This is a genomic window from Rugamonas rivuli (assembly GCF_009380165.1).
GTDB classification, from domain to species: Bacteria; Pseudomonadota; Gammaproteobacteria; order Burkholderiales; family Burkholderiaceae_D; genus Rugamonas; species Rugamonas rivuli.
Genome location: NZ_WHUF01000004.1, coordinates 543,178 through 557,906, shown reverse-complemented (window position 1 = coordinate 557,906; position 14,729 = coordinate 543,178). Strand labels below are relative to the sequence as shown.

At 63.8% G+C, this 14,729-nt stretch carries 19 protein-coding genes; 12 read left to right on the top strand and 7 right to left on the bottom strand.

What is annotated here, in order from left to right:
* The first annotated feature begins 142 nt into the window (after nucleotides 1–142).
* Together GEV01_RS31540 and GEV01_RS17485 are read left to right on the top strand one after the other, a co-directional pair.
* Nucleotides 143–520, top strand: a complete 378-nt coding sequence (locus tag GEV01_RS31540) for a toxin glutamine deamidase domain-containing protein (RefSeq protein WP_217428427.1) — start codon at nucleotides 143–145, stop codon at nucleotides 518–520.
* A complete protein-coding gene (locus GEV01_RS17485; protein ID WP_152806704.1) occupies nucleotides 520–822 on the top strand; it encodes a YrhB domain-containing protein in 303 nt (100 codons plus the stop codon). The genes GEV01_RS31540 and GEV01_RS17485 overlap by 1 nt, the downstream gene beginning before the upstream one ends.
* Before the next feature lie 10 nt (nucleotides 823–832).
* Here the strand turns inward: GEV01_RS17485 and GEV01_RS17480 are convergent, their stop codons facing one another.
* Genes GEV01_RS17480 through GEV01_RS17470 form a run of 3 tightly spaced genes read right to left on the bottom strand, consistent with a single transcriptional unit; the run spans nucleotide 833 to nucleotide 3,090 of the window.
* Nucleotides 833–1,573 carry a hypothetical protein gene (locus GEV01_RS17480; RefSeq protein WP_152806702.1) on the bottom strand — a complete coding sequence of 247 codons (741 nt, stop codon included), beginning with the start codon at nucleotides 1,571–1,573 and terminating at the stop codon, nucleotides 833–835.
* A complete protein-coding gene (ybeY, locus tag GEV01_RS17475; protein ID WP_152806700.1) occupies nucleotides 1,563–2,027 on the bottom strand; it encodes an rRNA maturation RNase YbeY in 465 nt (154 codons plus the stop codon). Before ybeY ends, GEV01_RS17480 begins: the two co-directional genes overlap by 11 nt.
* Complete coding sequence (locus GEV01_RS17470) at nucleotides 2,011–3,090, bottom strand: PhoH family protein (RefSeq protein ID WP_008451974.1); 1,080 nt, start codon at nucleotides 3,088–3,090, stop codon at nucleotides 2,011–2,013. Before GEV01_RS17470 ends, ybeY begins: the two co-directional genes overlap by 17 nt.
* Nucleotides 3,091–3,240: 150 nt before the next feature.
* Here GEV01_RS17470 and GEV01_RS17465 point away from each other — a divergent pair, with 150 nt between their 5' ends.
* Both GEV01_RS17465 and GEV01_RS17460 read left to right on the top strand, forming a co-directional pair.
* Entirely contained in the window at nucleotides 3,241–3,579 is a 339-nt protein-coding gene (locus tag GEV01_RS17465) for a hypothetical protein (RefSeq protein ID WP_152806698.1), read from the top strand.
* A 346-nt stretch (nucleotides 3,580–3,925) separates the two neighbouring features.
* Complete coding sequence (locus tag GEV01_RS17460) at nucleotides 3,926–4,258, top strand: hypothetical protein (RefSeq protein ID WP_008451968.1); 333 nt, start codon at nucleotides 3,926–3,928, stop codon at nucleotides 4,256–4,258.
* A 71-nt stretch (nucleotides 4,259–4,329) separates the two neighbouring features.
* On the opposite strand, the gene GEV01_RS17455 is transcribed toward GEV01_RS17460, so the two are convergent.
* Nucleotides 4,330–5,175 (bottom strand): HDOD domain-containing protein, encoded by an 846-nt coding sequence (locus GEV01_RS17455; RefSeq protein WP_152806696.1) that lies wholly within the window; start codon nucleotides 5,173–5,175, stop codon nucleotides 4,330–4,332.
* On the bottom strand, nucleotides 5,168–5,515 hold the full coding sequence (locus GEV01_RS17450; protein ID WP_152806694.1) for a hypothetical protein: 348 nt from the start codon (nucleotides 5,513–5,515) through the stop codon (nucleotides 5,168–5,170). Before GEV01_RS17450 ends, GEV01_RS17455 begins: the two co-directional genes overlap by 8 nt.
* Nucleotides 5,516–5,670: 155 nt before the next feature.
* On the opposite strand from GEV01_RS17450, the gene GEV01_RS17445 reads away from it, so the two are divergent.
* Genes GEV01_RS17445 through GEV01_RS30770 form a run of 3 tightly spaced genes read left to right on the top strand, consistent with a single transcriptional unit; the run spans nucleotide 5,671 to nucleotide 7,868 of the window.
* Entirely contained in the window at nucleotides 5,671–7,254 is a 1,584-nt protein-coding gene (locus GEV01_RS17445; protein WP_070270766.1) for a sensor histidine kinase, read from the top strand.
* A gap of 10 nt (nucleotides 7,255–7,264) precedes the next feature.
* Nucleotides 7,265–7,669, top strand: a complete 405-nt coding sequence (locus GEV01_RS17440) for a DUF3224 domain-containing protein (protein ID WP_152806692.1) — start codon at nucleotides 7,265–7,267, stop codon at nucleotides 7,667–7,669.
* 28 nt (nucleotides 7,670–7,697) lie between these two features.
* The gene (locus tag GEV01_RS30770) at nucleotides 7,698–7,868 is read left to right on the top strand and encodes a hypothetical protein (protein WP_175023097.1); all 171 of its coding nucleotides are present in this window, start codon (nucleotides 7,698–7,700) and stop codon (nucleotides 7,866–7,868) included.
* Between the two features lie 75 nt (nucleotides 7,869–7,943).
* On the opposite strand, the gene GEV01_RS17435 is transcribed toward GEV01_RS30770, so the two are convergent.
* The gene (locus GEV01_RS17435) at nucleotides 7,944–8,300 is read right to left on the bottom strand and encodes a PEP-CTERM sorting domain-containing protein (protein ID WP_328595539.1); all 357 of its coding nucleotides are present in this window, start codon (nucleotides 8,298–8,300) and stop codon (nucleotides 7,944–7,946) included.
* Between the two features lie 256 nt (nucleotides 8,301–8,556).
* Between GEV01_RS17435 and GEV01_RS17430 the strand changes: the two genes are divergently transcribed.
* From GEV01_RS17430 to GEV01_RS17410, 5 genes are all read left to right on the top strand, one after another.
* Nucleotides 8,557–9,417 carry a ChaN family lipoprotein gene (locus tag GEV01_RS17430; protein WP_152806688.1) on the top strand — a complete coding sequence of 287 codons (861 nt, stop codon included), beginning with the start codon at nucleotides 8,557–8,559 and terminating at the stop codon, nucleotides 9,415–9,417.
* A gap of 1 nt (nucleotide 9,418) precedes the next feature.
* The gene (locus GEV01_RS17425; RefSeq protein WP_152806686.1) at nucleotides 9,419–9,739 is read left to right on the top strand and encodes a thioredoxin family protein; all 321 of its coding nucleotides are present in this window, start codon (nucleotides 9,419–9,421) and stop codon (nucleotides 9,737–9,739) included.
* An 80-nt stretch (nucleotides 9,740–9,819) separates the two neighbouring features.
* Nucleotides 9,820–11,115, top strand: coding sequence for an MFS transporter (locus GEV01_RS17420; RefSeq protein WP_152806684.1), 1,296 nt, complete (start codon nucleotides 9,820–9,822; stop codon nucleotides 11,113–11,115).
* A gap of 191 nt (nucleotides 11,116–11,306) precedes the next feature.
* Nucleotides 11,307–12,704: an MFS transporter gene (locus tag GEV01_RS17415; protein ID WP_152806682.1), complete on the top strand. Its 1,398-nt coding sequence runs from the start codon at nucleotides 11,307–11,309 to the stop codon at nucleotides 12,702–12,704.
* A 95-nt stretch (nucleotides 12,705–12,799) separates the two neighbouring features.
* Nucleotides 12,800–13,795 (top strand): LacI family DNA-binding transcriptional regulator, encoded by a 996-nt coding sequence (locus GEV01_RS17410; RefSeq protein WP_152806680.1) that lies wholly within the window; start codon nucleotides 12,800–12,802, stop codon nucleotides 13,793–13,795.
* Here GEV01_RS17410 and GEV01_RS17405 read toward each other — a convergent pair.
* Complete coding sequence (locus tag GEV01_RS17405) at nucleotides 13,792–14,703, bottom strand: dihydrodipicolinate synthase family protein (protein WP_008451949.1); 912 nt, start codon at nucleotides 14,701–14,703, stop codon at nucleotides 13,792–13,794. The genes GEV01_RS17410 and GEV01_RS17405 overlap by 4 nt on opposite strands.
* Between the last annotated feature and the right edge of the window lie 26 nt (nucleotides 14,704–14,729).

Genomic DNA, 14,729 nt, shown 5'->3' with positions numbered 1-14,729 from the left:
AGACAGCCTGCCTGTGCTTTTGGGCGATCTCAATATCCGATAATTTTCCAGGCCCATGCTGTACGGATTATTTGTTAGGAACCGATCCGTGATGAGCGTTTTTGACGGCGCCCTTTGCCAAGATGTAGCGCTATACTAGGATGTGACTGCGGGATCGATTCGCGCGATTAACGTCGGTGGTGGTACGAAAAATTGCATCAATTGCTCAATCGCAACTGATGCGACGCTGGCTGGCCACCGTGCGTCGGCCTTGCTTGGTGGACCCTGTCGGATCGACGTACTCGAAAAATTTTTTGGCGCGCAGTTTGGTGAGCCTGGCGCTATCAGCAAAGTGATCGAAGTGTTGACGTCGGCTGGTCCGGGGGCGCGAGGGATAGTGTTTGGTATGAGAGGCAGCGGGGTGGGGCATGTCTTTAATGCCGTCAATCAAAAGGGTGTAGTGCGTTTCCTTGATGGCCAAACGGGATATGCGGCAGTACTGGATGGATACATTCACTTCCGATTTTTGAGGACGAGTTAATGAGCCCGATTAATGACAGCAGCGCCTTGAAACTCGCGGAGGCTAAAGTCCGTGAGCTCGGGGCGGCTTGCGGGGATGAGTTTGAAATTTTTGGCGAAGAAACCCAGGAGATTGAGCAAGGCTGGGTGTTTTTCTATAACTCGGCGGATTATGTGCGTACCCGGAATCCGTTGTCTGCATTGGCAGGAAATGGTCCCTTACTTGTTCTGCGGGATGGTCGCATTGCTGTGCTGTCGACGTCGGTGTCGTGGCAGGAGGCTGTGATCCAGGTGCCGCATGCGGAAACCGGATGGGTGGCCTGAAGAGGTATTCTTATGGCTGCGGTGCGTCGTCGGCATATTCCAGTTCGATCAGCGCGTCGTCGGGATAGGCCGGGTTGCCGGTGGGGCTGGTGAAGGTCTTGCCGCCGTCACCCAGTTCCAGCGCCAGCCGCTGCCCATCGGCCACCAGCGTGGCTTGCCGCAGCGCGCGCGGGCTGCGGCCGATCCAGTTGAGCTTGTCCGATCCGCACCAGTGGTTGGTCAGCAGCATGGTGGTCACGGTGGCGTGTATCCACATCGGGATTTCCTTCTTGGCGACCGCCACCACCACTTCGCATTCCAGCCGCAGGTCGCCCAGGCGCCGCATGTTCGGCGGCACGCCGGCGCTGCGGACGTCGGCGTCCCAGCGGTAGTTGCCCTTGCGCTGGTTTAGCACCAGGTCGGCGTCCTCGTCGGCCAGCGCGGCGATGCGCGGCAGCGAGAACAGGCCGTCGCCCGCCAGCGGCACTGGCACCGAGCTTTGATCGCCGGCGATGCGCAGCGTCAGGTTGTCCAGCGTGACGCCTTCCTGCGCGCCGGAACGCACGCGCAGCCTGAAGTTGAGCGCGGGAGCTTTCGGCGCCAGAGCGTGGTATTCGTCGAAAGCGTCCAGCCCGGCCAGCATCACGCGGTAGCGTTTGAGCTCAGGATTGCGGGTGCCGTTGATTTCGATGGTCTTGGCGTCGTCGGCCATGGCCGGCGGCAGGCACAGGGCAAGCAGCAGGCCGGCGGCCAGCCCGCGCTTACTCGGCATAAGGATCGGCGTAGCCGAGGCCGGCCAGGATTTCCGTTTCGATGCCTTCCATCTCGGCGGCTTCCTCGTCGTCCATGTGGTCGTAGCCCTGGGCGTGCAGCACGCCGTGGACGATCAGGTGGGCGGTGTGTTCTTCCACGGTTTTCTTTTGCTCGGCCGCTTCCTGCTCCAGCACGTCGGTGCAGAGGATGATGTCTGCCTGGGTCGGCGCGTCGTCCGGGATGTCTTCGCCTTCGTTGTAGGCGAAGGTCAGCACGTTGGTGGCGTAGTCCTTCTCGCGGTACTCGCGGTTCAGGGTGCGGCCTTCCTCGGCGTCGACGAAGCGTATCGTCAGTTCGGCCGGCGCGAACAGCGTGGCCTGTACCCAGCGGCGGATCTTCGGCCGGGTGATGGATTCCTGCAGGCGGGCGTCGGGATATTGCACCGACAGCGTCAGTTTATTTTTTACGGACATTTTTCAGGGCTGTGGCTTTGAGTAAAGGGGCGATTTCCGCTTCGTGGTTGTGCGCAGTTTCGTAGGCGTCGACGATGCGCGCCACCAGCGGATGGCGCACCACGTCTTCGCTGTTGAAGTGGCTGAAGGCGATGCCGCGCACGTCCTTGAGCACCTGGATGGCGTCCACCAGGCCGCTCTTCTGGCTCTTGTGCAGGTCGACCTGGGTGACGTCGCCCGTGACCACGGCCTTGCTGCCGAAGCCTATGCGGGTCAGGAACATCTTCATCTGTTCGACGGTGGTGTTCTGCGCCTCGTCGAGGATGACGAAGGCGTGGTTCAGCGTGCGGCCGCGCATATAGGCCAGCGGGGCGATCTCGATCACCTGCTTCTCGAACATCTTCTGCGTGCGGTCGAAGCCGAGCAGGTCGTACAGCGCGTCGTACAGCGGACGCAGATACGGATCGACCTTCTGCGCCAAGTCGCCCGGCAGGAAGCCCAGGCGCTCGCCCGCTTCGACGGCGGGGCGGGTCAGGATGATGCGCTTGACGGCGTCGCGTTCCAGCGCATCGACCGCGCAGGCCACCGCCAGATAGGTCTTGCCGGTGCCGGCCGGGCCGACGCCGAAGCTGATGTCGTGCTCCAGGATGTTGCGCAGGTAGCGGATCTGGTGCGGCGTGCGGCCGCGCAGGTCGGCGCGGCGGGTTTTCAGGATCGGGCTGTTGATGTCCGGCTCGACGAAGGGCGCTTCGACCACGCGCGGCTGGTCCGGCGCCGAGGCGGCGGCGATGGCGGCGTTGGCCACGGCCAGGCCGGCGCGCTGTTCGACCAGCGCCAGTTGCACTTCCTCGATCGGCACGATCTTGTTGGCGACCGCGTAGAACTGTTCGAGGATCTGCACCGCCCGTTCGGCGTTGTGGCCGCTGACGATGAACTTTTCGCCGCGGCGGAAGATGGTGACGTCCAGCGCTGCGGAAATCTGGCGCAGGTTTTCGTCGAGAGGGCCGCACAGGTGGGCCAGGCGCGCGTTATCGAGCGGCTCCGGGACGAAGTAGTGCGGCTGGACTGGAGTTTTGGTTTTCAATGGGATGCTTTATGAGAGAGGCCGGCAGTGCCGGCACAGGCAATAGTTTAACGTAATTTGCCCGCCGCAGATGCGATAGGCCTTGATTTCGGCGCTGCGGCCTTCTACATTGAAAGAGTAGCCTGCCGGCAATTTCTATGGAGGTGAGTCATGGCGGCCAATTCGATTTCATCGTCGCGCATCAGCACTTCGCTCGATGGCGTGCAGGCGGCCAATCGGCGCGAAACCCGCGCCAACCGCGAGCAGCAGCGCACCCAGCAGGCCAGTTCGACCGAGCGCGCCGACCGCGAACAGCGCAGCGACGCCGCCGAACGCGCGGTGCAGAACCGCGTGGAAAAGAACACCGACACCCAGCGCGCCCGCGCCCAGGCCAACGACGACGCAGCGGCGCAGCAGCGCCGCCAGGCCCAGGCGGCCGACAAGCACACCGAGCAGGACCGCCGTCAGAGCGAGAAAACCCTGGGCCGCCATATCGACACCACCGCTTGATTTCCCCGCCGCCACGGCGGCTTTTATCCCCCGCCCCCGCCTGTGTAAAGACGCGCTTGCTTTGTGTAACAGTTTCCTACAAGTTCTTGCGTGCGACACCCTCCAGCCCCATGTGATGAAATAGCATTGTTGCTAAGGTTTCTAGCTCGTGATTGATGTCGAACAATCTTCGCTCGGCGTACAGCGGCGGAAACAGGCCCTTTTGAGCATAGAATAATATTGCACGAAAGGCAATCAGCATGGGCTGATTGAATCAGGAACTTAGTCAGGAACTTAGCCAAAGGAATCTAAGTTGCCCTTAAGTTCAAGCCCGCAAACTTCATTCACCCAACCAACGAGGAAAATCATGGCACACCACGCTCTCGCTTCACAGGAAAGCTACAACCCCAACCATCTGCTGGATATTTTGCTCGGCAAGATGCAACTGAAAAACGACGCCGCATTGTCGCGTCTGCTGGAAGTCGCGCCGCCGGTCATCAGCAAGATCCGCCACCACCGCCTGCCGGTTGGCGCCTCGCTGCTGATCCGCATGCACGAAGTGACCGGCATGAGCATCCGCGACCTGCGCGACCTGATGGGCGACCGCCGCACCAAGTACCGCCTGTCCGACGCCCAGGGCCGCCCGAAGCCAGAGGAACGCACCGAAAAGGCCGAGGCCGGAAACTACGCGCGTCACTAATGCGCCCGCACGCCTGCCCCTGCCGTTGCCGTGGTGTTGAGCCCGGCCGGCAGGGAGCCCGCTGCAACTGATCAGCTCAGCAGCACCATCGAAATTTCTTCATATTGCAGTTCCGTCTCGCGGAACAATTGCAGATAGATTTCCTCATCGAGGCCCAGCGCAGTCCAGGCCACGGTGGAAACCGGCGGCACCAGATCGTCCGGCGCCTGCGCCAGATCGAGCGCGTGCACGATAGCATCGGCCACATGGATGATGGCCGCCAGGAACCCTGCGCCCGGCGCTTCCGGGTCATGGTGGCCGCCGATGGCCAGCCGCATCGTATCGGAAAAATTCCAGTGTTCCGCCAGCGCCATGCCGGCGTCGACGTGGTCGACGCCCAGCACGCTGCGCTCCGCTTCCAGCAGGTAACAGTCGTGCTCGTCGCGGTAGGCGATGGTTTCCGAATACTGGTTCGGGAAGCACGAGACCAGCACCAGCCTGCCGATGTCGTGCAGCAGCCCGGCCGTGAAGGCGTAGTCCTGGTTGAAGCGCATCTGCCGCGCCAGCACCTTGGCGCAGGCGGCGGTGGCGATCGAGTGGCGCCAGAACGCCTTGTGGTCGAAGCCCGGGCAGTGGCCCTCGGCGAAGCAGCCGGTGACGGCGGCCGCCGTGATCAGGTTGCGCGTGGTCTGGAAGCCCAGGTAGGTGATGGCCTGCTGGATGGTGGTCACTTTGACCTGCAGTCCGTACAGCGAGGAGTTGGCCAGCCGCAGCGTCTTGGCGGTCAGCGCCTGGTCGTAGGACACCTTCTTGGCCAGCACCGAGATATCGACGTCGTCCTGGTCTATGCTGTTGAGCAGCTCCATCACCACCGCCGGCAGCGAGGGCAGGTCGTCCAGCGTGCGGACGACGTCGTCGTAAGTCAGCGTATTACTCATGCTCGGGCGCCTCCTCCATGCCCAGGCGGAAATCCGACACGAAGCGGCGCAGCAGAGCGGTGGCCCAGTCGCTGTCGCTGTCGGCGTCGTTTTTGCGGAACAGGCGGGCGATGCGCGCCTCGTGGTGGTTCAGCGCGGCCTGGGCCACTTCCGGCGATACTTCGTCTTTCAGGATGGGCAGCACGGCGATGCCGTGGCGCGGCATCAACGCCAGCATGGCCTCGGTCAACACCGTCCCCTGCGGCAGCAGCACATGGCCCTGCACGTCCAGCAGCACGTCCGACAGGACCATGCCCGGCCGTACCTCCGCCAGTGTCAGTTGATGATAATTACCTGCCATGATGCCCTCCCATTTTGCTACCTCGTCTACATTGCACGATCTTACCATTGCGTGCAAGCAAAGTCTGCCGTGCCCTGCCATAACTTGCCAAGTCGCATGCCATACCGTACATTGGGACGTTGCCGTCAATTCTATAAACGCAGGGAGGTTGGTCGATGTTCGGTATCCAAGGCCGCTTGACGCTGCTGTTCGTGGTCATCGTGACGCTGGTGCTGGGTATTTCCGGCACCTATGCCCAATACAGCCTGGGCCACGAGCTGGAAGTGAGCAGCCAGCGCCTGCGCCAGGGCGTGCTGACCCGTCTGCAAACCAGCCTGCCGTCGGCGCTGTGGGACCTGGACAAGGCCAAGGTCGACAACATCGTGGCCGCCGAAATGCTGCCGCCCGAGCTGGTTTCCATCCGCGTCTACGACACCTCGGTCGGCCTGTTCTCCGGCAAGCTGCGCAACGATAACGGCACCGTCACCTCGATCGAGAACGACGCCGCCGTCGGCGGTTCGCCGGTGGTGGCCGACCTGGCCTACCGCGATTCCGGCGCCGCCGGCGCCTCGCTCAAGCCGGTGGTGGTCGGCCGCGTGGTGGTCAACTTCAGCCGCGCCCAGATCGACGCCACGCTGGCCGCCGAAGTGCGCCGCAAAGTCACCGAGGTGCTGCTGCTGGACCTGATCCTGGTGGCGGCGTTGGCGCTATCGCTGCGCATCGTGTTCGATCCGCTCAAGCGCCTGCGCGACGGCCTGTTCGACCTGGCCACGCGCGGCAGCGACGAGGTGGAAGAGCTGCCGGACAGCCGCCACGACGAACTGGGCGAGGTGATCCGCGGCTTCAACGCCATCCAGCGCAAGGTGAAATCGAATATCCAGCGCATCCGCGAGGCCGAGGACGAGGCCCGCAAATCGGCCCAGACCACGGCCAAGGCGCTCGACGACCTGCGCCGCACGCAGGAATCGCTGCTGCAGGCCGAGCGGCTGGCCTCGCTGGGCGGGCTGGTGGCCGGCGTCGCGCACGAGATCAACACCCCGGTCGGCATCGCGCTGACCAGCGCCTCGGTGCTGATGGAAGCCACCGAGAAGGTGCACCAGTCTGTCGAGGACGGCAACATCAAGAAATCCGACATCATGCGCTACCTGGAAACGGCGGCCGAGAGCACGCGCCTGATCATGAACAACGCCTACCGCGCGGCCCACCTGATCCACAGCTTCAAGCAGATCGCGGTCGACCAGGTCAGCGAGGCGCGGCGCCGCTTCGAATTGCGCGACTACATCAACGAGGTGGTGTCCAGCCTGCAGCCCAAGCTGAAGAAGACCCACATCACCGTCAGCATCGCCTGCCCGCCGGACATCATGCTCGACAGCTATCCGGGCGCGCTGGCCCAGGTCATCACCAACCTGACGCTCAACTGCGTCGAGCACGCCTTCGACGCCGGCGACGAGGGCCGCATCACCATCGGCGTCGCCCAGCAGGCCGACTGGATCGAGATGCAGGTGGTCGACAACGGCAAGGGCATCCCGCCGGACATGCTGGACAAGGTGTTCGATCCCTTCGTCACCACGCGGCGCGGGCAGGGCGGCACCGGCCTCGGACTCAATATCGTATTCAACTTGATCGCCAAGCAGTTTGGCGGCACCATTACCGTCTCCAGCATCCTGGGCCAGGGCGCCAGTTTCGTGCTGCGCATGCCCTGCGTGACGCCGGTCGACGATCCCGCCGCGCTGCAGCCCGATGCCCGTCTCCACACTTGAAAGGTGAGCAATGCCCAAGATCAGCGGTGAATTCAACGTCAAGATGGCGCCCGAAAGCATGTCGGCCGTGGCGGCCGAGAGCGGCATCGGCCGCATGTCGCTGGACAAGCAATACCACGGCGCGCTGGATGCCGTCGGCAAGGGCGAGATGCTGGCCTTTATGGACCGCGCGCTGGGCTCGGGCGCTTATGTGGCGATGGAAAAAGTACAGGGCACGCTCGATGGCCGGCGCGGCAGCTTCCTGCTGTGCCACACCGGCACCATGGACCGCGGCGCGGCCGGACTGACGGTGGCGGTGGTCGCCGATTCCGGCCAGGAAGAGTTATCCGGCCTGGCCGGCGCTTTGCACATCCGCATCGAAGGCGGCAAGCACTACTACGATTTCGACTACACGCTGGCCGCCGCCGTTGCCTAGGCGTCCGGCGCCAAGCTAGAATGCCGCCATGGACAAGGACACACTCAAAGGCTTGGCGATACTGGTAGGCGTGGCGCTGGCGGTGGCGATATTCGCAGTGCTGGGCACCGAGAACGGCGTGCAAAAGCTGTACTGCATGGGCCGGGCCATCCTGCACGGCGTGGCCATCACCAACATCCATTCGGTGTGCGGCCTGTAGCGGTTGACGCCTTAATGAAAAAATCCCGCCGGCTGCAAGCCTTGCGGGATTTTTTCATGGGGCGACCGGTCGGCCTCAGTCGGTAAACTTCTCCGACGCGCCGCTGTTGCGGGTGGCAAAGCCCAGTACTACCAGGCCCAGCATCAACATGACGAAGGTTTGCGGTTCCGGTACTTCGGCAACAGGCTCGACGGCCTGCGGGTTTTTCGGGTCGTTCGTCGGCAGCGCCTCTGGATCGCGATCCGAGGCGGTCTTCTCCGTTGGAGCGGAGCTGTCGATGGCGCACGGTGCGGTGTTATGTTCATCGCAATGTGCGAGTACAATTGCTGCAGGTGCAACTTTGCTTTTTTCCGGGCTGACGGTCTGAGCTTGCACAGCTCCCGCCAGGCTCAGGGCCAGCAATATGGTCGTTATAAAAGTCGACTTCTTCACAATACTCTCCTGACTATGCTGCATAAGCAGGACGTTAAGGCTACATTAAAACATAAACATTAAGCTAAGATCGGACGAATCTCCAACCGTGCTCAAGTGTCTAGCATTAAACCACAATCAATAACATATTGCCATCTGTATTTTTCTTTAGGCAATCAAATCGTGCAACGCAACAACGCTTCTTACTTGCTAGCCAGTGGCGCAGACGATTTCAACTTTACAACTAATAATTCGATAGCATAGGACTCGGATACAGATGATTTCCACATATAGCCGCACCCCGGGATGGATGTTCGCCGCCGCCGCGCTGGCCCTGCTGGCCGGCTGCGCCAGCGGCGGCAAGAGCGCAGTCGGCAGCGCCGTGCCGGCGCCGGTGGGCGCCAATCCGCAGGTGCTGCTGCTGGGCGAAGTGCACGACAACGCGGCCGGCCACAAGCTGCGCTATGAGCTGCTGCGCCAGCGGGTGGAGGCGGGCTGGCGCCCGGCCATCGTCATGGAACAGTTCGACCGGGAAAACCAGGATGTGCTGAGCAAAGCCCAGAAAGGCTGCCTGGACGCGCAATGCGTGATCCGCGTGGTCGGCGGCCCGCGCTGGGACTGGCAGCTCTACTATCCGGTGATCCAGCTGGCGCTGACCTACCAGTTGCCGCTGATCGCCGGCAACCTGTCGCGCGCCGACGCCGCGCGCGCGGTGCGCGACGGCGTCACCGCCACCTTCGACCCGAAGAGCATCCGCGACTACCGCCTCGACCAGCCGCTGCCGGCCGACGTGCGCGGCGGCCAGCAGACGGAAATCGTCGCCGGCCACTGCAATATGCTGCCGGAGATGATGGTCGAGGGCATGGTCAACGCCCAGGTCTCGCGCGACATCTGGATGGCCAAGATCGTGCGCGACCAGCAGCCGCGCGACGTGGTGCTGATCGCCGGCAACGGCCACGTGCGCAAGGACATCGGCGTGGCGCGCTGGATCAATGCGGTGGCGCCGGTGCTGACGGTGCGCAGCGAAGGCTATGTCGAAGGCAAGGCCGACAGCGGCCGCTACGACGCCAGCTACACTGTGGCGCCGCAGCCGCGCCCCGATCCTTGCGCCGCGGTCCAACCCAAAGCCAAGTCCTGACATGGAAAAAGTCTACCTTCCCACCGCGCCCGACCGCGCCACCGTCGACGCCCTGGCCGGCGCCACGCTGCTGGAGTTCGGCGCCAACTGGTGCGGCCACTGCATGGCGGCGCAGGCGCCATTGGCGCAAGCCTATGCCGGCCACGAGGGCGTGCGCCACTACAAGGTCGAGGACGGCCCCGGCCGCGCCCTGGGCCGCTCCTACCGCGTCAAGCTGTGGCCGACGCTGATCTTCCTGCGCGACGGCCAGGAAGTGGCCCGCCTGGTGCGCCCGCTGAAGGCCGACGACATCGCCGCCGCCTTCGCCCAAATCGATACCTAGGGGGCAAACTTATCTGCTTGGCAGCAGGCAAGGGTGGTGTGTATGATGGATCGCACCACCCACTTGCAGGAGCGTCAAGTATGAGTCAGTCTCAGCCTCACCCCGGATCGCCCAAGGCCAATTCCCCGGCCACCGTGCTGTTTGCCAGCCTGATCGGCACCACGATCGAATTCTTCGACTTCTACATCTACGCCACCGCCGCCGTGCTGGTGTTCCCCAAACTGTTCTTCCCCGCCAGCGACCCCGCCGCCGCCACGCTGCAATCGCTGGCCACGTTCGCCATCGCCTTCTTCGCGCGCCCGGTGGGTTCGGCCGTGTTCGGCCACTTCGGCGACCGCATCGGCCGCAAGGCCACGCTGGTGGCGGCGCTGCTGACCATGGGTCTCTCGACCGTGGTGATCGGCGCGCTGCCGACCTATGCTGCTATCGGCACGCTGGCGCCGGCGCTGCTGGCGCTGTGCCGCTTCGGCCAGGGCCTGGGGCTGGGCGGCGAGTGGGGCGGCGCCGTGCTGCTGGCCACCGAGAACGCACCGCCGGGCAAGCGCGCCTGGTACGGAATGTTCCCGCAGCTGGGCGCGCCGATCGGCTTCTTCCTGTCGGGCGGCATCTTCCTGCTGCTGAGCCAAACGCTGAGCGACGCCGAATTCTTCAGCTACGGCTGGCGCATACCCTTCCTGGCCAGCTCGCTGCTGGTGATCGTCGGCCTGTACATCCGCCTGAAGATCCATGAAACGCCGGACTTCCAGAAGGTGCTGGACAAGAACGAACGCGTCAAAGTGCCGGTGGTGACGGTGTGGCGCGACCACCGCCGCGTGCTGGTGCTGGGCACGCTGATCGCGCTGGCCACCTTCGTGCTGTTCTACCTGATGACGGTGTTCGCGCTGAGCTGGGGCACCAGCGCGCTCAAGTTCACCCGCAAGGACTTCCTGATCCAGCAGCTGTTCGCCGTGATCTTCTTCGGCCTGACCATCCCCGTCGCCGCGCTGTGGGCCGACCGCTACGGCCGCCGCACCACGCTGATCTGGGTGTCGGCAGCGATCGCCCTGTTCGGCCTGACGATGGCGCCGATGTTCGGTTCCGGCAGCAGCCTGCAGGTGACGGTGTTCCTGTCGCTGGGCCTGGGCCTGATGGGCATGACCTACGGCCCGCTGGGCACCATGCTGTCCGAGCTGTTCCCGGCCGAGGTGCGCTACACCGGCGCCTCGCTGACATTCAACCTGGCCGGCATCCTGGGCGCCTCGCTGGCGCCGTACGCCGCCACCTGGCTGGCGACCAACTACGGCCTGCAATACGTCGGCTACTATCTGTCCGGCGCGGCGCTGATCAGCCTGGTGGCGCTGCTGCTGGCCAAGGGCAGCGGCGGCAAAACCGCATAGTTGCATTTAATGTCATCATACGACATTGCGGGGAAGGACCGCCTGCCGGCCCATCCCCGCGCCACAACTCCTCGGGAAAGCGCATCTTTCCGCTTGCTTAAGCTCTTTTATGGTTGTACGATGACATACGACTAGAGTGATCTCGTGGAGACCGAGAGATCATCACCAAAAACCAAAATAGAAGTGATGCCATGAACCTGAGCGAGCCTGTGAACGCGCAAGCGGTGGGACAAACCGTCGGTAAATACCGATGGACCATCTGTGCACTGTTGTTTTTTGCCACCACCGTCAACTACCTGGACCGCCAGGTGTTGAGCCTGCTGGCGCCGGATCTGTCCAAGGAATTCGGCTGGAGCAATACCGACTACGCCAACATCGCCGCCGCCTTCCAGTTCGTCTACGCCATCTCGATGCTGTTCGCCGGCCGCGTGGTCGACAAGATCGGCACCAAGGCCGCCTACGTGCTGGCCATCACGATCTGGTCGCTGGGCGCGCTGATGCACGCGTTCTCGGTGCCCATGGGCGAGGGCGCCGGCGTGCTGCTGGGTGCCTTCGGCATCGCCGCCGCGCCGTCCATCGTCGGCTTCATGATTTCGCGCGCCGTGCTGGCGGTCGGCGAGGCCGGCAACTTCCCGGCCGCGATCAAGGCCACCGCCGAATACTTCCCGAAGAAGGAACGCTCCTTCGCCACCGGCATCTTCAACTCCGGCGCCAACGTCGGCGCCATCCTGGCGCCGATCTGCGTGCCGCTGATCGCCGGCATCTGGGGCTGGCAGGCCGCGTTCATCATGATCGGCATGCTGGGCTTCATCTGGATGAGCGTATGGCTTACGCTGTACGACAAGCCGGACCGGCAGCCGCGCCTGTCCGCGCAGGAGCTGGCCTACATCCGCAGCGACCAGCCGGCGCCGGCCGGCGGCGCGGCCCCGGCCGCCGACGCGAAAAAAGTCTCGTGGTTCCAGCTGCTGAAGTACCGCCAGACCTGGGCCTTCGCCTTCGGCAAGTTCATGACCGACGGCGTGTGGTGGTTCTTCCTGTTCTGGCTGCCGACCTATCTGTCGGCGCAGTACGGCATGAAGGGCGACGCCATCGTCGTGCCGCTGGCCGTCCTGTACAGCATGACCATGATCGGTTCCATCGGCGGCGGCTGGTTCCCCAGCTACTTCATGGCGCGCGGCTACGCGCCGTACGACGGCCGCATGAAAGCCATGCTGGTGATCGCCTTCTTCCCGCTGGTGGTGCTGCTGGCGCAGCCGCTGGGCGCAATCAGCTTCTGGGTGCCGGTGCTGCTGATCGGCGTGGGCGCCTCGGCGCACCAGGCGTGGTCGGCCAACATCTTCACCACCGTGTCCGACATGTTCCCGCAAAAGTCGGTGGCCTCGGTGATCGGCATCGGCGGCATGGCCGGCGGCATCGGCGGCGTGCTGCTGACCAAGCTGGGTGGCTGGGTGTTCGACCACTACAAGGCGCTCAACGATATCCGCACCGGCTACATGATCATGTTCGGCATCTGCGCGCTGGCCTACCTGGTGGCGTGGTGCGTGATGAAGACGCTGGTCCCCCGCCACAAGGAAATTACCGACCTGTGATGCGACACTGCGGCAATCGATAGATGCCGACATGCTAAGATTGTCCTTTGGCGCTGCCGGCATACCGGCAGCCTAGCTACTCCGACAGTCAGAACATGAAAAAAAACGTAGCAACCATCCGTGACGTGGCCGCCGCTGCAGGCGTCTCGACCGCCACCGTCTCGAAGTTCGTCAACGGCGCGCAGCGCTTCTCGCCGGCGGTGGAGGCGACGATCAAGGAAGTCATCGCCAAACTGGGCTACCGTTCCAATCCGCTGGCCGCATCGATGATCACCGGCCGCACCAAGAGCATCGGCCTGTCGGTGCTCGACGTCGGCAATCCGCACTTCACCAGCATCGTCAAGGGCGCCAACCGCGTCGCGCTGGCGCACGGCTACACGCTGCTGCTGGTCGACACCGAAGAAAACCCGGATCGCGAACGTCCTCTGCTCGAAGCGCTGAGCCGCCGCGTGGACGGCATCATCATGTTCTCGCGCATGCTGGAATCGGAGATGGACTGGGTGATGGAGCTGGGCAAACCGCTGGTCTACTTCGGCCGCCTGTCGCGGCTGGAGATTCCGTGGGTGATCAGCGAAGACCATCGCGGCGCCTACATGCTGGCGCGGCACTTGGTCTCGCTGGGGCACAAGCGCATCGGCTACCTGCGCTTCCCGCGTTCGCGGCGCGACGAGGAACGCCTGGCCGGCATCCGCGCCTGCCTGGCCGCGCATGATCTGGAGCTGACGGTGTATGAAGCGGGAGCGCCGACGGCGGCCGAAGGCGAGCGCGTATGCTCGTCCATCATGCTGGGCGCCGAGCACCCGGATGCGCTGATCTGCTACAACGATCTGATCGCGCTGGGCTTCATGAAAGCCGCGCAGACGCTGGGCTTCAAGCTGCCGGAGCAGATGTCGGTGGCCGGCTTCGACAACATCGAGTACGGCCAGTACACGTCGCCGGCACTGACCACGGTGGACCTGCAGAGCGAACGCATGGGCGTGGCCGCGATGGAAAAGCTGATCGCCGCCATCGACGGCAAGCCAGCCACCAGCGCCACCACGATCGAGCCGCAACTGATCCTGCGCGGCTCGACCATCAAGCGCCAGGCTTAGAACAGCAGGCTGACGTCCGGACGGGTAGCCAGCGCCTGCTGGACCACGGCCGTGACGCGGGCGCGGTCGGCGCCTTGCAGCGGCTGGCGCGGACGGCGCACGTACTCGTTGCCGACGCCGGCCAGCGTTTCCACCAGCTTCAGGTTCTGTACCAGCTTGGTCGACACGTCCAGGTGCATCAGCGGCATGAACCACTGATACAGCTTGAGCGCTTCATCCCAGCGCTTCGCCTTCATCAGCTTGTACAGCGCCACGGTCTCTTTCGGGAAGGCCACCACCAGGCCGGCCAGCAGGCCGTCCGCGCCCACCGCCAGGCCTTCGAACGACAGATCGTCCACGCCCATGAACAGCTGGTAGCGATGGCCGACGGCGTTGCGCAGGTCGGTGATGCGGCGCACATTGTCGGTCGATTCCTTGATCGCGACGATCCACTCGCAATCGGCCAGTTCCTTGAAGTCCTCAGGCGTCAGGTCGACCTTGTACGACACCGGATTGTTGTAGACCATGATAGGCAGCTGCGCCGCCTTGGCGATCACGCGCAGATTGTCCATCGCTTCGCGCGAGTCGGCCGCGTACAGCACCGACGGCATCACCATCAGACCCTGCACGCCCATCTCATGCGCCTTCTCGACGAAGCGGCAGGCGGTGGCGGTGCGGGTTTCGCTGACGTTGACCAGCACCGGCACGCGGCCGGCGGCGACGTTCAGCGCGGTCTTGGTGACGGCCAGCTTTTCGTCGAACGACAGCGTGCTGGCTTCACCCAGCGAGCCGCAGGTCAGCAGCGCGTGCACGCCGCTGTCGATCTGGAAGTTAAAGTGCTTTTCCATCTCTGCGTGGTCGAGATCCTCGTTCTCTTTGAACTTGGTGGTTACTGCGGGGAAGACCCCTTCCCATTTTGCTGCTGCCATGCTGTTCTCCTTGTGATGAATCGGTG